This is a genomic window from Tsuneonella mangrovi (assembly GCF_002269345.1).
Lineage (GTDB): Bacteria > Pseudomonadota > Alphaproteobacteria > Sphingomonadales > Sphingomonadaceae > Tsuneonella > Tsuneonella mangrovi.
This window is the reverse complement of sequence record NZ_CP022889.1, coordinates 1,671,445-1,689,844: the sequence shown is the minus strand read 5'-3', so window position 1 is coordinate 1,689,844 and position 18,400 is coordinate 1,671,445. Positions and strand designations below refer to the sequence as shown.

15 protein-coding genes are annotated in these 18,400 nt (G+C 65.5%); 9 read left to right on the top strand and 6 right to left on the bottom strand.

The window, feature by feature from the left end; all coding sequences use genetic code 11:
- Positions 1-95: 95 nt before the first annotated feature.
- The 3 genes from CJO11_RS08250 to CJO11_RS08240 are packed head-to-tail and all read right to left on the bottom strand — an operon-like array spanning position 96 to position 4,065.
- The gene (locus CJO11_RS08250) at positions 96-899 is read right to left on the bottom strand and encodes a ferritin-like domain-containing protein (RefSeq protein WP_095012282.1); all 804 of its coding nucleotides are present in this window, start codon (positions 897-899) and stop codon (positions 96-98) included.
- Complete coding sequence (locus CJO11_RS08245; RefSeq protein WP_095012281.1) at positions 896-1,366, bottom strand: peroxiredoxin; 471 nt, start codon at positions 1,364-1,366, stop codon at positions 896-898. The genes CJO11_RS08250 and CJO11_RS08245 overlap by 4 nt, the downstream gene beginning before the upstream one ends.
- On the bottom strand, positions 1,363-4,065 hold the full coding sequence (locus CJO11_RS08240) for a bifunctional [glutamine synthetase] adenylyltransferase/[glutamine synthetase]-adenylyl-L-tyrosine phosphorylase (RefSeq protein WP_095012280.1): 2,703 nt from the start codon (positions 4,063-4,065) through the stop codon (positions 1,363-1,365). The genes CJO11_RS08245 and CJO11_RS08240 overlap by 4 nt, the downstream gene beginning before the upstream one ends.
- A gap of 76 nt (positions 4,066-4,141) precedes the next feature.
- Between CJO11_RS08240 and CJO11_RS08235 the strand changes: the two genes are divergently transcribed.
- On the top strand, positions 4,142-5,110 hold the full coding sequence (locus CJO11_RS08235; RefSeq protein WP_095012279.1) for an agmatine deiminase family protein: 969 nt from the start codon (positions 4,142-4,144) through the stop codon (positions 5,108-5,110).
- 44 nt (positions 5,111-5,154) lie between these two features.
- Complete coding sequence (locus CJO11_RS13455; protein WP_276270514.1) at positions 5,155-5,277, top strand: hypothetical protein; 123 nt, start codon at positions 5,155-5,157, stop codon at positions 5,275-5,277.
- Position 5,278: 1 nt separating this feature from the next.
- On the opposite strand, the gene CJO11_RS08230 is transcribed toward CJO11_RS13455, so the two are convergent.
- From CJO11_RS08230 to CJO11_RS08220, 3 genes are all read right to left on the bottom strand, one after another.
- Positions 5,279-6,025 carry a sulfite exporter TauE/SafE family protein gene (locus CJO11_RS08230; RefSeq protein WP_095012278.1) on the bottom strand — a complete coding sequence of 249 codons (747 nt, stop codon included), beginning with the start codon at positions 6,023-6,025 and terminating at the stop codon, positions 5,279-5,281.
- 10 nt (positions 6,026-6,035) lie between these two features.
- Positions 6,036-8,033 (bottom strand): threonine--tRNA ligase, encoded by a 1,998-nt coding sequence (thrS, locus tag CJO11_RS08225; RefSeq protein WP_095013302.1) that lies wholly within the window; start codon positions 8,031-8,033, stop codon positions 6,036-6,038.
- Between the two features lie 243 nt (positions 8,034-8,276).
- The gene (locus CJO11_RS08220) at positions 8,277-9,926 is read right to left on the bottom strand and encodes an alkaline phosphatase D family protein (protein WP_095013301.1); all 1,650 of its coding nucleotides are present in this window, start codon (positions 9,924-9,926) and stop codon (positions 8,277-8,279) included.
- 139 nt (positions 9,927-10,065) lie between these two features.
- Here CJO11_RS08220 and CJO11_RS08215 point away from each other — a divergent pair, with 139 nt between their 5' ends.
- The 7 genes from CJO11_RS08215 to CJO11_RS08185 all read left to right on the top strand — a co-directional run bounded on the left by CJO11_RS08215 (position 10,066) and on the right by CJO11_RS08185 (position 18,348).
- Complete coding sequence (locus CJO11_RS08215) at positions 10,066-10,245, top strand: hypothetical protein (protein ID WP_095012277.1); 180 nt, start codon at positions 10,066-10,068, stop codon at positions 10,243-10,245.
- A gap of 3 nt (positions 10,246-10,248) precedes the next feature.
- Positions 10,249-10,668 (top strand): hypothetical protein, encoded by a 420-nt coding sequence (locus CJO11_RS08210; protein WP_095012276.1) that lies wholly within the window; start codon positions 10,249-10,251, stop codon positions 10,666-10,668.
- Positions 10,665-10,856, top strand: coding sequence for a helix-turn-helix transcriptional regulator (locus CJO11_RS08205; RefSeq protein WP_095012275.1), 192 nt, complete (start codon positions 10,665-10,667; stop codon positions 10,854-10,856). Before CJO11_RS08210 ends, CJO11_RS08205 begins: the two co-directional genes overlap by 4 nt.
- Before the next feature lie 33 nt (positions 10,857-10,889).
- Positions 10,890-11,618 (top strand): alpha/beta fold hydrolase, encoded by a 729-nt coding sequence (locus CJO11_RS08200; protein ID WP_095012274.1) that lies wholly within the window; start codon positions 10,890-10,892, stop codon positions 11,616-11,618.
- A gap of 9 nt (positions 11,619-11,627) precedes the next feature.
- Positions 11,628-12,449, top strand: coding sequence for a tetratricopeptide repeat protein (locus tag CJO11_RS08195; protein ID WP_095012273.1), 822 nt, complete (start codon positions 11,628-11,630; stop codon positions 12,447-12,449).
- Positions 12,446-13,426 (top strand): LLM class flavin-dependent oxidoreductase, encoded by a 981-nt coding sequence (locus tag CJO11_RS08190; protein ID WP_095012272.1) that lies wholly within the window; start codon positions 12,446-12,448, stop codon positions 13,424-13,426. Before CJO11_RS08195 ends, CJO11_RS08190 begins: the two co-directional genes overlap by 4 nt.
- A 191-nt stretch (positions 13,427-13,617) precedes the next feature.
- Entirely contained in the window at positions 13,618-18,348 is a 4,731-nt protein-coding gene (locus CJO11_RS08185) for an NAD-glutamate dehydrogenase domain-containing protein (RefSeq protein WP_095012271.1), read from the top strand.
- Positions 18,349-18,400: the final 52 nt, after the last annotated feature.

Genomic DNA, 18,400 nt, shown 5'->3' with positions numbered 1-18,400 from the left:
CTGCAACGAACCGGTTCGTCCGCTGCGCGAAAATTATTCGAGACTATACGGAACCCCCCGCCGTCTCTTCGATTGTGAGTAAACCGGCGAAACTTTTACGAAGCAAGTTCGGCGCAGGCGGGGAGCGATAAACCGGCTGACGAACGCGCTGAGTCGTTGAACGGAGGCTTAAGCCCGCCGCGGAAATGCTTCCTGACCAGCGAAATCCAGAGGGTTTCGGGTGATTCCCCGCGCCTATTCGCGATTATTGCGAAATGCCTTGCCCCGATCGCCACATGGCGAATCTCGTCGTCAAGGATTCGCTCGAGGATTCGCGCGCCGTTCTCGTCGCCATGAGCACGCACCCGGTCGCGGGTTGCCGGCGTGACGTCAAGGCCGCGTGCCTCCAGCACCATCGGCACAATCGCCAGCCGCGCAGTGACATCATGCGCGGTATCTTCGGCCGCTTGCCATAGCCCGTCATGCGCAGGCAACGCCCCATAGTGGCTACCGAGTGAACGCAGCTTGCGATCAAGTAGCGCGAAATGCATCGCTTCGTCGGCGGCAACGGCAAGAAAGTCGCTGACGAACTCCGCCCCCATTTCTTCGCCGAACCGCCCTGCCATGTCGAGCGCCAGGTCGATGGCGACGAATTCGATATGTGCGAGGGCGTGCCACAGCGCGATCCGCGCCCGCTCCGACCCGCCGCGTCCACGCTTGGGCATCCGGTTGGGTGGCAGGAGCTCCGGCGCTGCCGGTCGCGCAGGGCGATCGGGCATCGCCTGTCCGAACGCGAATGCCAGCCGCCCGCGCCGCCAGTTGCGCGCTACCTCGCGGGCGGCGAAGACCTTCGCGTGCGGGTCTGCGGTCAGCAGCGCGGCGCGGATCGCTTCGCAAACGGTGGTGCGATCGGCTTTCACAGCGCCTTGGCGGCCGCGAGCACTTCCTCGGCGTGGCCCTTCACGCGCACCTTGCTCCAGATCTGTGCGATCCTGCCGTCGGCATCGAGCAGGTAGGTGCTGCGGATCATGCCCATGTAGGTGCGCCCGTAGTTCTTCTTCTCGCCCCATACGCCTAGTGCGTCGGACAGCCCGCCCTCCTCTGCATCGGTCGCGAGCGGTGCGGTCAGGCCCTGCTTGGCGATGAAGTTGCGGTGTTTCTGGGGCGAATCCTTGCTCACGCCGAGCAGGGCGACCCCGGCCTTCTCGAACTCGCTCGACAGCGCGGAGAAATCCTTCGCCTCGACGGTGCACCCGGGGGTGTTGTCCTTCGGGTAGAACCAGATCACTGCCTTGCGGCCCTTGAAATCGGACGGCTTCACGGTGCCACCATCGGGGGTTTCCATCGCGATATCGGGCATCGTGTCGCCCACTTGCGGGGTGCTCATTTCGGGTGTGTCTCCAGTTTTTCGCCGAACGAATCGGCCCATGCTGCGGCGACTTCCTGCCGCGCCTCATCGAACGAACGCAAGAGCGCGGGGAAATCGGGTTGGCCGCACGCTTCGGCCAGGGCCTGGGCCGCATCGGGGCCGGGCTCGGCAAGATCGGGCGCGAGCAACCTGCCTGCCACCAGCAGCCGGGTCATCAGGCGACGCGCTTCGATCAGCGATGCGGGCAGCAGTCCGGATTCGACCAGCGTGTCCACCGCACCGCCCAACCGCGGCGTGAACGCGATCCGCTCGCGCAGCTGCAGGTAGTGAATCAGGAACTCGAGATCGACCAGTCCGCCGCGCGCCAGTTTCGCGTCGAGTGGACCCTTGGGCGGTTTGTGCGCGGCCATTTCGGCGCGCATCCGCAGCACGTCGGCCTTGAGTACTTCGGGATCGCGCTCCTGCTGCACGACACTGTCGACAATGCCCTGCAATTCAGCCCTTGCTGCGTCCGACCCGGTAAGCGGGCGGGCGCGGGTGAGCGCCATGTGCTCCCACGTCCAGGCATCTTCGTGCTGGTACTTGGCGAAACTGTCGAAGCTGACCGCCAGCGGCCCCTGCGCACCTTGCGGGCGCAGCCGGGTATCGACGTCGTAGAGCGCCCCTTCGGCGGTCGGGACCGACAGTGCCGCGCTCACCCGTTGCGCCAGTCGGTTGAAATAGAGCGTTACCCCAATCGGGCGCGGGCCATCGGATTCGCCTTCGAAGTCGCCCGAGAACAGGTAGATTACGTCGAGGTCCGAGGCATGAGTGAGCGCGCCGCCTCCGAACCGGCCGAGCCCGAGCACGACCAGTTCGCGCCCGGGAACATGCCCGTGAATCCGGGCAAATTCGTCTTCGGCTGCTGCTTGCGCGACCTGCAGTGCTGCCTCGGCTGTTCGCGCAAGTGCCGTCGAAATCTCTAGTGGATCGTGGACCGCGGCGATGGTCTGTAAACCCAGGGCAAAGCGCTGCTCGCCGGTCACGATGCGGATCCGGTCGAGTGTGCGTTCGTAGTCGTCGTCAACTTCGCGCCGGGCCATCTTGGCGGCAATCTCGGCAACGCTCCCCGGGAGGTCGAGGGCGGACTTGTCGATAAGCGTGTCGAGCAATTCGGGCCGCCGCCCCAGCGCTTCGGCAAGCGGCGGTGCGAGCAGGAGGATGCGAACGAGCTGGTCGAGCAGCGCCGGGCGGGCCTCGAGCAGCCGGAACAGGTTGAGCGCGCTCGGCGCTGCGGCCAGCACCCGCTCCCAGCGGTTCAGCGCCTGGACCGGGTCGGGGGCCTGGGCAAATCGCTCGAGCAGCGCGGGCAGCAGCGCCTCGAAAGCGGCGCGCGCCGCGTCGGAGCGAAGCGCGCGGATACGCCCATCGGTCCACCCTGCAATACGCTCGGCGAGTTGAGTGGGCTGGTCGAATCCGAGGGCTTCCAGTCGGATCGCAAGAGTGTCGCCGGTTGCCGGGACCGCGTAGTGTTCCGGTTCGTCGCCGGCGATCAACGCGTCAAATCGCGCTGCTACCTCCCCGGTGATCTCGGTCAGTTCCGCGACCAGCGCCGCGCCGTCAGGAAGTCCGTCGAGATGCGCGACATTATCGAGCGCCTTGCCGTCCGGCAGCACATGGGTCTGCTGGTCGGCGACCATCTGCAGGCGATGCTCGACCCGTCGGAGCCGGTCGTAGTTCTCGCCGAGCATGCGTGCATCACTCGCTTCGATGAGCCCGGCGCCAGCCAGTGCATCCAGCGTTTCGCGCGTGCCCCGAAGCCGTAGCGACGGATCGCGTCCGCCATGGATTAGCTGGTGGGTCTGGGCGAAGAATTCGATCTCGCGGATCCCGCCGCGCCCCAGCTTGACGTTGAACCCGGGCTGCGGCGACTTCGGTCCCGAGTGGCTCGCCCGGATGCGCGCGGTCAGCCGCCGGATTTCAACGATCGCGCCGAAATCGAGGCTGCGTCGCCACACGAAAGGGCGGATCGCCGCCAGGAATGCTTTTCCCGCCGCAACGTCGCCAGCACAGGCCCTTGCCCGGATGAATGCAGCACGTTCCCACGCCAGCGCGGAGCTTTCGTAGTGGGTCAGCGCGGCATCGATGGGAATCGCCAACGGGCTGACTTCCGAGGCTGGGCGTAGCCGCAGGTCGACCCGGAAGACATATCCCTCGGGCGTGTTCTCGCTCAGCAGGCGGACGATCTCGCGGGCGTAGCGCTGGGCGGCCTCGCCCGGTTCGTCGCGTTCGCGGCGCGGCAGCTTGGCGGGATCGTAGAGCAGGATCGGATCGATGTCGGAACTGTAGTTGAGCTCGTTTGCGCCGTGCTTGCCCAGCGCCAGCGCGATCATCCCGGCCGGTTGCGCGTCGGGCACGCGCATGCGGATCGCAGCGGAAATCGCCCGGTCGAGTGCCCGATCGGCCAGCGCCGACAGTTCGCCGGTTACCCGAAGCAGCGGGAACGCCCCGGCCAAGTCGCCGATTGCCAGCGTCGTCGCGATTGCCAGCCGTTCGCGGCGCAGCGCAATGCCGGTATCGGCAATGCCTTCGCCGACCGACCGGGCAAATGCGAGTGCTGCTTCGCCGTCGCCCGCCGCGAGCAATGCCGCCAGTTCGGGCTGTCGCTCCAACGCATGGGCGAGGAACGGGGCGTGTGCCCGCGCACGCGCCAGGGCTGAAGACCAGTCCGCACTCATCGCTCGCAGCCCTGCACTTGCGCGTGGTGCGAGGCAAGACTTGCGCGACGCTTCGCGGCATTGCAGGACGCCCGCCATGCTCATCACGATGCCACCCGAATGGGCCCCGCAGGACTGGCTGTGGATCGGCTTCCCCCACGCCGCAGAGGAGTGGGTCGGCTGTTTCGAGCCGGCGCAGGAACAGATCGCCGCGCTCGCCAATGCGGTGGCGGAAAGCGGGCAGAAAGTACGCCTGCTGGTTCGTGACGAAGCGAACGAAGCGCGCGCGCGGTCGCTTGTTTCCGCGTCGGTTACGCTCGAACGGTGTGTCTATGGCGATGTCTGGCTGCGCGATACAGGCCCACTGGTGCGCGGCGACGGGTCGGCGCTGCGGTGCAAGTTCAATGGCTGGGGCGGCAAGTACCTGATGGACGGCGATCGTGAGGTCGGTGCCGAACTGGCGAAAGATGCCGGGTTGCCGGTCGTAACGAGCGACTGGATTCTCGAAGGCGGGGCGATCGACGGCGACGGCACTGGACTGGTCGCGACGACCGAGCAGTGCCTGCTCAACCCCAATCGCAACCCGCAGCTGTCACGCGCCGATATCGAGGCGCGGTTGGCGCGCGACCTCGGGTTCGATCGCGTGCTGTGGCTCGGTGAAGGGCTGATCAACGATCATACTGACGGGCACGTCGATAATCTTGCCCGGTTCGTTGGCCCGAACCGCCTCGCGGTGCCGTGCGCAACCGGGGCAGATGATCTCAACGCCCACATCTATGCCGACGCCAAGGCACGCGCGGAGGTGTTCGGCGTCGAAGTGGTCGAAATCCCGTCACCAGGACGGTTCGAGCGCGATGGAACGGTCGATCCGGCGAGTTACGCCAACTTCGCGATCACCAGTCATCTCGTCGTCGTGCCGACTTTCGGATCGGTTCACGACGCTGACGGAGTGGCAGCGATTGCGGCGCTGTTCCCGGATCGCGAAACGATCGGCTTGCCCGCCGATGCCGTGCTCGGCGGAGGTGGGGGCTTCCACTGCGCCAGCCAGCAAATGCCCCGGCTATAGATTCGCTTAACGCCCGATTAGGATTCGGCGCGCACAATGTGCGCATGGCCAAGGCAATCGCTCTCGCCCGCTCTTTTGAGGTCGGCGCCGTCGAAACTGCGCGGACGGCGATCGTATGCGGCTGCGCGATCGCGCTGATCGCCGCCGGCCACGCGCTCCCGTTCTGAACTAGCCAAGCAGCTTTATCAGAGAGACGGTGGCCGCAGTTGCCAGCAGCAGCGCGACGAACCCGCGCCACAACTTGTCGTCGATCTTGCCGAACGCCTTCGCGCCGAGCCAGTTGCCCGCAAGCACCGCCGGATAGAGCAGCGCCGACAGCACCAGGAAATGCCATTCGAGCACCCCGAGCGCGAATCCGGATCCGATGCTGGTGAACGACGCGATGGTGAACACCAGCAACATCGAAGCCTTGGCGGTATGGCGCGGGATCGCCCGCCCAACGTAGTACGGCACTACCGGCGGACCGGGCATACCGGCGAACCCGGTCAGCAGGCCGGTTGCGATCCCGGTCGCGCCGGTGTGCAAGTGTCCAGGCAAATCGGCGGCGCGCTGCGGCAGCAGGATTGCCCCGAACGCGGACAACGCAACGAATGCGATCAGCACACGGGCGATGTCGGGTGGGGTGATCGACAGCAGCCATAACCCCGGGGCGACCGACAATACCAGCCATGCCGCGATCATCCGTGCCGACCGTTCCGAATCGCGGATAATCATGCGTGCATCGCTCAGCCCGATCAGCACCGACACGCCATTGGTGAGCAGCACTGCCTCGATCGGCGTCACTGCCAGCGCCAGCACGGGTACCAGCAAGATCGCCATGCCGAACCCTGCCAACCCGCGAATGAACGCAGCGACGAATGCGGTCGCGAGCGCCGCGCCGACCTGCAGGGCGGTGAATCCGGCGAGAAGCTCCATCTGCGCCCGCTCAGCGCAGGTCGGGCGGGGTTGCTTCGGCCTGCAGCATCGCGATCGCTTCGGCCAACGGCATCACCTTCTGGTGCTGTTCGCCCAGCGTGCGGACCGCGACAGTGCCTTCCTCGGCCTCGCGCTTGCCGACGACCAGGAGGTGCGGAACCTTGGCGAGGCTGTGTTCGCGCACCTTGTAGTTGATCTTCTCGTTGCGAAGATCGCCTTCGGTGCGGATTCCAGCGGCCTTGAGCTGTGCGAGGACATCGCCAGCGTAGTCGTCTGCGTCGGAGACGATCGTTGCGACCACCGCCTGCGTCGGCGCGAGCCACACCGGCAGGCGCCCCGCGTTATGCTCGATCAGGATGCCGATGAAGCGTTCGTAGGAGCCGAAGATCGCGCGGTGGAGCATCACCGGGCGGTGTTTCTCGCCATCCTCGCCGACGTAGCTTGCATCGAGCCGCTCGGGCAGCACACGGTCGGACTGGATCGTGCCGACCTGCCAGGTGCGGCCGATCGCGTCGGTCAGGTGCCATTCGAGCTTGGGGGCGTAGAACGCGCCTTCGCCGGGCAGCTCTTCCCAGCCGTATTCCTCGTTCGCCATACCGGCATCGACCACCGCCTGGCGCAGTTCGGCCTCGGCCTTGTCCCAGTCCGCGTCGGAGCCATAACGCTGGTCGGGCCGCAGCGCGAGCTTGACCGAATAGGCGAAACCGAAATCGCGATATATCCCGTCAGCCAGTTCGCAGAACTTGCGGGCTTCCTCGACGATCTGGTCTTCGCGGCAGAATATGTGTGCATCGTCCTGCGTGAACTGGCGCACACGCATCAGCCCGTGCAGCGCGCCGTGTGGCTCGTTGCGGTGGCAGCAGCCGTTCTCGTAGATCCGCAGCGGCAGGTCGCGGTAGGATTTGATGCCCTGGCGGAAGATCAGCACGTGCGCGGGGCAGTTCATCGGCTTGAGTGCCATCCAGTCGGCCTCGTCCGATACCAGCGGACCTTCGTCTTCGGTGTTGGGCACTTCGTCGGGGATCACGAACATGTTCTCGCGATACTTGCCCCAGTGGCCGGACTGTTCCCACTGGCGCGCGTCCATCACCTGCGGGGTTTTGACCTCCTTGTATCCCGCGCCGTCGATCTTGCGGCGCATGTAGGCCTCCAGCTCGCGCCAGATGAGGTAGCCCTTGGGGTGCCAGAAGACGCTGCCATGCGCCTCTTCCTGCAAGTGGAACAGGTCCATCTCGCGGCCGAGCTTGCGGTGGTCGCGCTTGGCGGCTTCCTCCAGCCGGTGGAGGTGCGCGTCCAGTTGCTTCTTGTTGAGCCAGCCGGTGCCGTAGATGCGCGTGAGCTGCGCGTTGTTCTGGTCGCCGCGCCAGTATGCCCCGGCGACGCGCATCAGCTTGAAGGCGGCGGGATCGAGCTTGCCGGTGCTGGCAAGGTGCGGCCCGCGGCACATGTCGAGCCAGTCGTCACCCGACCAGTAGACTGTGAGTTCCTCGCCTTCGGGCAGTTCCTGCGCCCATTCGGCTTTGAAGCTCTCGCCGTCGGACTGCCACTTGTCGATCAGTTGCTGGCGGCTCCACACCTCGCGGCGCAGCGGCTTGTCCGCCCTGATGATCCGCCGCATCTCTTCCTCGATCGCGGGCAGGTCGTCGAGCGAGAACGGCTCACGGCTGTCGGGCGCTTTCACGTCGTAGTAGAACCCGTCGTCGGTCGCCGGGCCGAAAGTGATTTGCGTGCCCGGCCATAGCGACTGGACCGCTTCGGCCAGCACGTGGGCATAGTCGTGCCGAACCAGTTCGAGCGCGTCCGCTTCGTCGCGTGCGGTAATCAGCGCGAGGCTGGCATCGCCGTCGAACGGGCGATTGAGATCCCGCACTTCGCCGTCGACCCGCGCGGCCAGCGCCGCCTTGGCAAGGCCGGGGCCGATCGCGGCGGCTACATCATAGGGGGTCGATCCGGCGGGCATTTCCTTCACCGAGCCGTCTGGGAGATCGATCTTGAGCAATTCCGTCATCATGTCCGTCCGTTGGTATCGCGCGCCAATGGCACAAGCTGGCGCGCACCGAAAGGCATCGGTTGATTTGGTCTGGATTCGGGAGGTGACGCCGTGCCGCCCGAACCCTTGGCCCGGGAGCGACGTGGACCGTGGCTAGGCCGCGACCAACCGCCCCCGGCGCGCCGGGGTGGTAGTAGTCGTAGTCGTGAGGGCACGGTGTTGTGTCATCGGCGGCGGATATAGGATCAACGGGTTAACGGCTCAAGTCGCGGAAAACGTCCGCGCACCGAAATCCGCGCCCATCGTGTGGGTTTTCGCCAATCGGTCCGAGCGTTTGCGGACAGTGTCCATGAAACGCCACTCGCACGAGGCCCGCGCTGGCGTTAGTTCGACGGCCATATATCCGCGGCTGGCGGTTTCGGCCCACTTGAGGTCCGGGCTGCTCGCCACCAGTTCGCGCGCCATTTCGTCGGGAGCCTTCCATGTCACGATCGATTCGTAACCGGGCGAAGTGACGGCCTGTCCGGCGAATTCGATTCCTGCCCCCTGAAGTTCACAAGCCCAAGCGTTGTGGCTGTCGCCCGACAGGACCACCAGGTTCGCGTTGGCCTCTCTCGCCGCGCCAAGCACCCGGGTGCGGGCGGCAGGGTAGCCATCCCAAGAATCCATGTTGAACGGGATCCCGGCCCTCGCAGTCATCATCGCGGCAGCGACGCCTTTGCGGACCGCTTCCGGGGCACTGGCCGGCAGCCCTTGCGCAATCTGCGGCGGCAGCAAGAGAGAGCCCATCACCACCTGTTGCACGAGCACTTGCCATTTGCGGCCCGAAGCAACCGAATCCTTCATTCCCGTTGCCAGCCATTGCTGCTGAAAGGGCCCGATCATGTCGCGCGCAGGGTTCTCCCATTCGCGCGTCTTGAACTGCGCCAGCGCCTGTCCGAGCCGGTCGGCGGGCACGCCTTTCACGGCTGCCGCCACATCGAGCTGCTTGTCGCGCGCGGTGAGCCGCGTTTCGAGCCGGAACAGCGTGGCAAGGTCGCCCACCTGGTATTGAGCCCAGTTGGCCTCGCTCACCGGCATCCATTCGCGATACGCACGCATCGCCGCCGCCTTGCGCACCGCCCACGGCCCCTCGCTGTCGGGCTGGTGGTTTACCGCGCCACCCTTCCACGAATTGTCCGCGCTTTCGTGATCGTCCCAGATCGAAATCATGGGATAGAGCTGGTGGAGCCGGGCAAGGTCGGGATCGCGCCGATAACTGGCATAGCGCAGGCGGTATTCGGCGAGGTGCACCGTCTCTTCACGGGGCGCGGCGATGCGCCCTTCAACCGCGTTCGCGAGCGACGGATACTCGCCGTATTTGTATTCGTAGAAATAGTCGCCGAGGTGGACGGCGAGGTCGAACCCGTCAGCCTCGCAGGCGTGGCGGTAGGCGTTGAACCAGCCGAACCCCATGTTCGAGCATGAAAACACCGCCATTCGGAAACGATCGGTCGGCCCTTCGGGAAGGGTCCGGGTGCGGCCCACGGGTGACATCGATCCGTCCGGTGCGACGAAACGATAGTAATACCATGTACCAGGCTGGAGTTCGGTCGCGACGGCTTTGGCGCACCAGTCGCGATTGAGCTCGGCTTCGACCTCGCCGCCGGAGACAATGCGAGCGAAGTCCTCGCTTCCCGAAACCTCGAAGCGAACCAGCGTCGGCTCGATAGCGACGAAGCGGGTCCACAGCATCACCGAATGCGCTGCGGGTTCGCCGCTGGCGATCCCGTGAGTGAAGCCGCGCGAGGCGTCCTGTGCGGCGAGCGGAGACGCTGCCAGCGCGCCGAGCGAGGCGGCTCCTGCGCCGAAAAACGAACGGCGGGTCAGCGGGAAAGGAGCGGGCGGAGCAGGTGATGGGCGACCGGTCATACGCGGCCGATAGAACCACAAGGCGACAAATGTAAGACGCCAGCGATGCAAAGGTACGGCGACATAATGTCGTGGACACTTGACAAAGCGACGAATCGTTCTGTAAAGGACGCATGACAAATCGGAAAGGAAGCTAATCATGTCCCAACTCGTCAAAGGCCTTGTCTGGGCAGCCGCCTTGCTTGGCTGGGCACTTGCCAGTCGTTCTCTTGGCGTTGCCGATCATACTGCCGATGCGGTGTTCTATGTCCTGTTGGCGCTGTTCGTGGTGCATCTCGGTCGCGGTCGATGCCAGGCGGCATCGCGCGGGGGAGCCTGAGCGATGATTTCTCGCAAGAGCCCGGCGCAGCGCCGCTATCTCGTTCGACTTGCGGTGGCGATGGCGATCTACTTGTTGTCGCTGTTCGCTGCGGAGCGCTTGATTGATCACGGCGGTCTCGATGGACCTGCGGCGTGGATCGTGGCGCTCGTGCCCGGCTTCGCGGTCGCATCGGTATTCGTCGCGATTGGTCGCCTGGTGATCGAGGAAACCGACGAATTCATGCGCATGCTTGTCGTGCGGCAGGCGCTGGTGGCGACCGGCATCGCGTTGTCCGCGGCGACGATCTACGGCTTTCTCGAGCAATATGGGCTGGTCGCGCATATTGTTGCCTATTGGTGGGGAATCATCTGGTTCTTCGGGCTTGGCGTCGGCTCGGTGGTCAACCGGCTGACGCTTGGCAGTGCCGGGAATTGCGCGTGAAGAACCGCCTCAAGGTCCTCCGTGCCGAACGCGACTGGAGCCAGCAGGACCTCGCCGACCGGCTCGAGGTATCGCGCCAGTCGGTCAATGCAATCGAGACCGGCAAGTACGATCCCTCGCTCCCGCTCGCGTTCCGCATCGCCGACCTGTTCGCCCAGCCGATCGAGGATATCTTCTTGCGCGATTGACCCCGCCCGCCCCGAGGAGTCATGTGGAGCCACATGGACGATATCCGATTCCACGAATTCGGCGACGGGCGGAAGGTCGCGTTCCGCCACTCCAGCGGCAGCGGCCCCGCGCTGGTGTTCCTTCCCGGCTACAAGTCCGACATGGACGGTAGCAAGGCGAGCGCACTGTTCGAGTGGGCCAAGGAAAACGCGCGCGAGTGCCTGCTGCTCGATTATTCGGGATGCGGCCGGTCGAGCGGCGATTTCGCCGACGGCACGCTGTCGACCTGGCGCGACGAGGTCGCATCGCTGATCGATGCCTACGTGTCCCGCCAGGTGGTGCTGGTCGGCTCGTCGATGGGCGGCTGGCTAATGCTGCTGGTCGCTGAAGCGATCGGGCACCGTCTTCACGGCCTCGTCGGCATTGCCGCCGCGCCGGATTTCACCGAATGGGGCACGACCGAAGCCGACAAGACCCAGCTCGCTCGCGGGGAGACGGTCTACGAAGACAATCCCTACGGTCCCGAGCCGACTCCGACCTATCCCGGCTTCTGGATCGACGGGCAGGCGAGCCTGCGCCTCACCGGCGAGATTGCGATCGATTGCCCGGTTCGCCTGATTCACGGGCAACGCGATGCCGACGTGCCGTGGGACATCTCGGTCCGGCTCGCGCGGGTATTGCGTTCGAGCGACGTTCACGTGACTCTGGTCAAGGACGGCGACCACCGGCTGTCGCGCGAGGAAGATATCGCCTTGCTGCTTGCCACTGTCGCCACCATCTGAAGGCCGTCCATGCTTCCCTTGCTCATCCCGTTCATGCTCCAGGTGGGCATCGGCGCGCCCGCAGCCCCCGATCCAGTCCAACAACTCGACATGCGCCATCGCCCTCCGCCGCGCACGGCAGAAACAGTGGTGAAGGGGCAGAACACTGCGCTCGAAGTGTGCCTCGACCTCGCGCAGAGCGATCCCGCCAAGGCACGCGACATTGCGACCAAATGGGTCGCACGCACGACCGGCGATCAGCAGGCGATGGGCAATCATTGCCTCGGCGTCGCAACCGCGAATCTCGGGCAATGGGACGCTGCCCGCGCTGCCTTCCTGGCGGCCCGAAGCACTGTCAGTGACCCAGAATTTCGTGCGCGGATGGGGGCGCTGGCCGGAAGTGTTGCGCTCGCGGCGAACGAGCCGTCGCAAGCGCTCGCCGACCTCGATGCGGCATTGGCCGACAAGCCCGCCACGGCCGAACTGCGCGGCGCGATCGAACTCGACAGGGCCACCGCGCTGGTTGCGCTCGGCAAACAGGCTGAGGCGGCCGCCGCGCTCGCCAATGCGCGGGGAGAAACGCCCGCCAGCCCAGAGGCGTGGCTGCTCTCGGCAACCCTGTCGCGGAGGATGAACCGGCTTTCGGAAGCGCAGGCGCAGATCGAGAAGGCCGCGTCGCTCGATCCGAGCGATCCGGCGATCGGTCTCGAAGCGGGGGTGATCGCGGTCCTTTCGGGCCACGACGACGCTGCTCGCAGGTCGTGGAAGTCGGTGATTGCTTCGGCCCCCGATAGTTCGCAGGCGAAAACCGCGAAGGGCTATATCGCCCAGCTCGATGCAGGTGCCCGATGATCCCTCTCTCCGTGCTCGATCTGGTTCCCGTCCGCGAAGGCGGCACACTGGCCGAATCGTATGCCGCATCGGTCGCGCTGGCGCAGGCTGCCGAGCGTCTGGGCTACAAGCGCTTCTGGGTTGCCGAACATCACGCGATGACCGGGATCGCAGGCGGGGCAACATCGGTGGTGCTGGCCCACGTAGGCAACGCTACGTCGTCGATCCGTATCGGCGCGGGCGGGATCATGCTGCCCAACCACAACCCGTTCGTTATCGCCGAGCAGTTCGGGACGCTGTCCGCGCTGTTTCCGGGGCGGGTCGACTTGGGGCTTGGCCGCGCTCCGGGAGCGGGGCCGGAACTGCAGCACGCGCTGCGCAAGGACTTGCATCGCGCTGCAGAGATGTTCCCCAATGACGTGGTCGAACTGCGCGCCCTGTTGACCGGTGAGCCAGAGCTCCCGATCCGCGCGACCCCAGGCTACGGCGCCGAAGTCGAGATGTGGATGCTCGGCTCGAGCCTGTTCGGCGCGCAACTGGCCGCCAAGCTGGGCATGCCCTATGCTTTCGCCAGCCACTTCGCCCCCGATCACCTGGACGCTGCACTGGCGCTTTATCGCGAGCGGTTCGAGCCGTCGCAGTGGCTCGACAAGCCGCACGCGATGGCCGCGATGACGGTGTTTGCCGCCGAGACGGACAAAGAGGCCGAGTTGGTCGCCAGCTCACAGCAACAGAGCTTCGTGCGGCTGCGCACCGGCAATCCCGGGCAATTGCCCCCGCCAGTGGAAGGGTATCGCAACGGCTTGCCCGCCCCGGCGCAGGCATTGCTCGCGCATATCGGGCAAGCGAGCGCAATTGGCTCGCCGGTAACGGTGCGCGGGGCGATCGACGCGTTTGTCGAACGCACCCAAGCGGACGAAATCATCGTATCGGGCGCAACCTTCGATCCGGCAGCGCGCATTCGCTCGCTCGAACTGACCATGGAGGCGTTCGCATGATTGCCATTGGCACCGGTGCGAGACCAAGCGTAGTAAGGCATTGGAGATTGAGGAGAGGCGTTTCGGAAGGCTGGCGACGTCCTGACTTGCGGGACCATCGGCAAAAGCCTATCGGCGCCAGATTGCTGCTTCAGGCGGCAACAATATAACACGGCCCGCGCGCCACGCCCCGGGCTGACGGAGCATGCTGAATGGCCGCCGAAGCCGCTGATTCGTCCGCTGAAAATCCCCATCGCCGTGCATCGGGAAGCGCCCTCGTGAAAGCGCTCAGCACGCGCATTCGCGACTCGTTGCTGCCTGGGGATGTACCGTTTGCGAAGGGCCGGCTGGAGCAGGTCGCCCGGTTCTTGCTCGATGCCGCTGCCCGGCGCGATTTCGGCGAGCCGGTGATTTCTCTGCAGACCGTGTCGGACAGCCGCCGGTTCCTGCGCATTGGTCTGGTCAACGACGATATGCCGTTCCTGGTCGATTCGGTGGCGGCGACGATCGCCGATCACGGGCTGTCGATCGACCGGCTGGTCCACCCGGTGGTGAGGGTGAAGCGCAGCGCGCGAGGTAACCTCAAGGAATTTCCCGGCAAGGATGGCGAGAATGTTCGCCGCGAGTCGATGATTTACGTCGAGACCCCACGGGTGGATGCACGCCAGCGTCGCGAGCTTGAGAGGGATTTGCGCACGACTCTCGCGGATGTCCGCGCTGCCGTCGGTGACTGGCAGAAGATGCGCACCGCGATGCTCGACGACGCAGCGCGGATCGAAGATGCCGAGGGCGCCGCGCTGTTGCGCTGGCTCGAAAGCGGGATGCTGACCCAGCTGGGCCACCTCAACCGGTCACGCGATGGAACCCACACGCAGATGCTGGGCATTTGCCGCAAGAGCGCCAAGGCGATCCTGGCCGACTCTTCGTATGACCGGGCATTCGCGTGGTTTGACGATCCCGCAAACAGCGGTGCCCATGTGCCGCTCATCATCAAGGCGAACCGCGCGTCGAACGTCCACCGCAAGGTTCCGCTCGACTTGTTTATCGTGCCGATACGCGAAGACGGGAAGGTCACGGCGCTGTCGATCCATGCGGGTGTGTGGACCAGCGCGTCGCTGGCGACACCGCCCGGTTCGGTCCCGCGTCTGCGTACCCAGCTGCTCGAACTCAATGCGAAGTTCGGGTTCGACCCCGCAGGCCATGCCGGCAAGGCGCTGGTTCATGCGCTCACCGCGCTTCCTCACGATTTGCTGATCGGTTTCTCCGACGACGACATCGAACGCGTCGCGACCACGATGATGAGCCTGGTCGACCGTCCGCGTCCGCGCTTGGCGCTGGTCGAGGCCCCGCTCAGCCGTCACCTGTTCGCGTTCGTCTGGCTGCCGCGCGATATGCACTCGACCGAAGTGCGCACCCAGATCCAGCAATTGCTCGAAGAAGGGACTGGTGCTCAAGCGCTCGACTGGAGCCTGCAGATCGAAGGCGGCAATCTCGCCATGATCCGCTTCGTACTCGATTACCGGACCGGTGCGGGAACGCACGATGCGGGGGCGATCGAAGCGAGCATCCAGGCGATGCTGCGCGGGTGGGGCGAAGCAGTCGAGAGCGAACTTGCCAAGGAAGAGGAAGGTTCGCGCGCGGCGGCGCTTGCGGCACGCTTTGCCGAGGCGTTTCCGAGCGCCTACCGGGCGGCGTATGGCGCAGCCGAAGCGGCGCATGACATCCGCCGGTTGCGCCGGCTGGTCGCACATCACGAAGATTTCGGGTCGTTGGGCGCACCTCTGCGCGACGCTCGTCTGTACCGGCTGGCTGATGATCCCGCCGATCGGCTGCGGCTCAAGGTTTGCCAGTTTGAAGGCGCGCTGGCGTTGTCCGATGCGGTCCCGGCGCTGGAGAATTTCGGGTTCAGGGTGCTGGAAGAAGTGCCCACCTTCCTCGACGAAGGGCGGCTCGGCACGATCCACGACTTCACACTCGGCATTCCCGAAGGTGTCACTCCGGAGTCGGTGCTCGATCGCTGTACGCTGATCGAAGACGCGATAGCGGCGGTCTTGAATGGCGCGGCGGAGGATGATCCGTTCAACCGGCTGATCGTCGCAAGCGCAATCGAGGCGCGCGAAGCCGACTGGTTGCGAGCGTTCTATCGCTACCTGCGGCAGGCGGGGATCGGCTACACGATCTACACCGTGGTCGACGCGCTGCGCCGCGCGCCCGATGTCACCCGCGCATTGGTTGCGCTGTTCGCGGCGTTGCACGATCCGCTGTTCGATGGCGATCGCGCGCAGGCCGCAACACGCCACGAAGAGGCGATCCGTCGCGGGTTGGCCGGCGTTGCCGCGATCAACGACGATCGCCTGCTGCGGCTCTATCACGCGCTGATCGGGGCGATCCTGCGGACCAACGCTTTCGCCCCAGCCGCGCACGAGGCGTTGGCTTTCAAGCTCGATTCGCACCTTGTCCCGGGCCTCCCCAAACCGGTGCCGTGGCGCGAAATCTTCGTCTATTCGCGGCGGGTGGAGGGTATTCACTTGCGCGCCGGACCGATCGCTCGTGGTGGCCTGCGCTGGTCCGACCGGCGCGACGATTTCCGCACGGAAATCCTCGGACTGATGAAGGCCCAGCGGGTGAAGAACGCGGTCATCGTGCCAACCGGAGCGAAGGGCGGTTTCTATCCCAAGCAATTGCCGGACCCGGCGCGCGACCGCGAAGCCTGGGCGGCGGAAGGCCGCGCGAGCTACGAGATCTTCATCCGGACCCTGCTGTCGGTGACCGACAACCTGGTGGACGACAAGGTCGTGCATCCGCAGTCGGTGGTTATCCGCGACGGCGAGGATCCGTACTTCGTTGTCGCCGCCGACAAGGGCACCGCGACCTTTTCCGATGTCGCCAACGCGATCGCCGAATCCCGCGATTTCTGGCTCGACGACGCGTTCGCCAGCGGCGGCTCGCACGGCTACGATCACAAGGCGATGGGCATCACCGCGCGCGGCGCGTGGGTGTCGGTCACCCGACATTTCCTCGAGATGGGCGTCGATGTGCAGTCCGACGCGGTGCGCGTGGTCGGCTGCGGCGACATGTCGGGCGACGTGTTCGGCAACGGGATGCTGCTGTCGAAGTCGCTTCAGCTGGTTGCGGCGTTCGACCATCGGCACATCTTCCTCGACCCCGATCCCGACGCGGCGGCAAGCTGGAAGGAGCGCAAGCGGATGTTCGCTCTCCCCCGGTCGAGCTGGGAAGACTACGATCCAGCGCTGATTTCAAAGGGCGGCGGGGTCTTTTCCCGCTCGCTCAAGAAGATCCCCCTGTCGCGGCAGGTCCGCAAGGCGCTCGATATCGAGGATAGCGAGCTCGAGCCCGAAGCGCTGATCTCAGCGATCCTCAAGAGCCCGGTCGACCTGCTGTGGTTCGGCGGGATCGGTACCTATGTGAAGGCTCCGGAGGAAAACAACGCGCAAGTCGGCGATCCGGCGAATGATGCCCTGCGGGTCAATGCCGACGAACTGCGCGCACGGGTGATCGGCGAAGGCGCGAACCTTGGCGCGACGCAAGCCGGGCGGATCGCCTTTTCGCTCTCCGGTGGACGGATCAACACCGACTTCATCGACAATTCGGCCGGGGTCGATTGCTCGGACAACGAGGTCAACATCAAGATTGCGCTGGCCGCCGCGCGGCGCGGCGGGCGCCTTTCGGAAGACAAGCGCAATGCTCTGCTGGTCGAAATGACCGACGAGGTCGCGCAGCTGGTGCTGGAGGACAACCGCTTGCAGGCGCTGGCGCTGTCGATTGCCGAAAGTGGTGGCAGCCAGGCAGTCAATGCGCAGGTCCGGCTGATCGAAGCGCTCGAGGAGCGCGGATATCTCGACCGAAAGACCGAAGGGCTTGCCGCGAATGACGTTCTCTCCCGCCGTGCGGGCGAGGGCGTGGGCCTCACCCGGCCCGAACTGGCGGTGTTGCTTTCGTCCGCTAAGCTGGCTCTGCAGGATGCGATCGAATCGAGCGACCTGCCCGACGATCCGCTGCTCGAGAGCATGCTGATCGAGGCGTTCCCGGCGCCGATGCAGGGTAAATTCGGCAAGTATATCCGCGGCCACCGCCTGCGGCGCGAGATCATCGCCACCAAGCTCGCCAACCGGATCGTCAACCGGCTCGGGCTGGTCCACCCGTTCGAGCTGGCAGAGGAAGAAGGGGTCGAGCTGGCGCAAGTCGCGGCGGCTTTCGTCGCTGCGGAGCGCTTGTTCGAGCTGGGCGGCCTGTGGTGTCGCCTCGAACGTGCATCGATGGCCGAAGCAGCCCGCCTGATGTTGTTCGATCGCTTGAGTGCGGCGGTCGGCAACCTGATTTCCGACGTGCTGCGGACAGCGGGCGGACAGGTTGCCCCCGATGCGCTCGTCAAGGACCTCGGCAAAAATGTTCGCTTGCTGTCCGAATCGGCCGACCAGCTCTTGGCCGGCGTGGCAAAGGCGCAATCGGGCAAGTTACGGCAGGCCTTTGTCGATGCCGGTGCCCCCGACAAGTTTGCTGCCGAAGTGGCGCACATGTTCGATCTCGACGGCTCGGTCGGAATTGCGCAGCTCGCCCGCGAGAGCGCTATCGATCCGGCGGACCTTACCCGCGGTTTCACCCGTATCGGCGAGGAGTTGGGCATCGACTGGGCGCAGACCACCGCCGCGCAGATGAATTCGTCCGACGTATGGGAGCGCCTGTTGGTCGACGGGCTGGCGCGCGATTTCCAGCAAATGCGCATCGACCTCTTGCGTCGCCTCTCGCGCCGCAAGGGTGCTGCGGACGACTTGCCGGGGGTGGTCGGGCGCTGGCTCGACGAACATGCGACCTCGGTTTCGCAGTTCCGGGCGATGATCGACCGTGCGCAGCATTACTCGCCGGTAGCTCCGGCCATGCTGGCGCAGATCGGCGGCCAGGCGCGCAACCTTCTGGCGCGGTAAGCGGCACGGCTCGTCGACCTTGCGCAGCATGATTGCTTGACGAGCGGGCGAT

What these genes read in the sequence shown, in the direction of transcription:
- CJO11_RS08245 (WP_095012281.1), bottom strand. Translation starts at nt 1,366, where the DNA reads ATGAGCACCCCGCAAGTGGGCGACACGATGCCCGATATCGCGATGGAA.
- CJO11_RS08240 (WP_095012280.1), bottom strand. Translation starts at nt 4,065, where the DNA reads ATGAGTGCGGACTGGTCTTCAGCCCTGGCGCGTGCGCGGGCACACGCC.
- CJO11_RS08235 (WP_095012279.1), top strand. Translation starts at nt 4,142, where the DNA reads ATGCTCATCACGATGCCACCCGAATGGGCCCCGCAGGACTGGCTGTGG.
- CJO11_RS13455 (WP_276270514.1), top strand. Translation starts at nt 5,155, where the DNA reads ATGGCCAAGGCAATCGCTCTCGCCCGCTCTTTTGAGGTCGGCGCCGTC.
- CJO11_RS08230 (WP_095012278.1), bottom strand. Translation starts at nt 6,025, where the DNA reads ATGGAGCTTCTCGCCGGATTCACCGCCCTGCAGGTCGGCGCGGCGCTC.
- thrS (WP_095013302.1), bottom strand. Translation starts at nt 8,033, where the DNA reads ATGACGGAATTGCTCAAGATCGATCTCCCAGACGGCTCGGTGAAGGAA.
- CJO11_RS08220 (WP_095013301.1), bottom strand. Translation starts at nt 9,926, where the DNA reads ATGACCGGTCGCCCATCACCTGCTCCGCCCGCTCCTTTCCCGCTGACC.
- CJO11_RS08215 (WP_095012277.1), top strand. Translation starts at nt 10,066, where the DNA reads ATGTCCCAACTCGTCAAAGGCCTTGTCTGGGCAGCCGCCTTGCTTGGC.
- CJO11_RS08210 (WP_095012276.1), top strand. Translation starts at nt 10,249, where the DNA reads ATGATTTCTCGCAAGAGCCCGGCGCAGCGCCGCTATCTCGTTCGACTT.
- CJO11_RS08200 (WP_095012274.1), top strand. Translation starts at nt 10,890, where the DNA reads ATGGACGATATCCGATTCCACGAATTCGGCGACGGGCGGAAGGTCGCG.
- CJO11_RS08195 (WP_095012273.1), top strand. Translation starts at nt 11,628, where the DNA reads ATGCTTCCCTTGCTCATCCCGTTCATGCTCCAGGTGGGCATCGGCGCG.
- CJO11_RS08190 (WP_095012272.1), top strand. Translation starts at nt 12,446, where the DNA reads ATGATCCCTCTCTCCGTGCTCGATCTGGTTCCCGTCCGCGAAGGCGGC.
- CJO11_RS08185 (WP_095012271.1), top strand. Translation starts at nt 13,618, where the DNA reads ATGGCCGCCGAAGCCGCTGATTCGTCCGCTGAAAATCCCCATCGCCGT.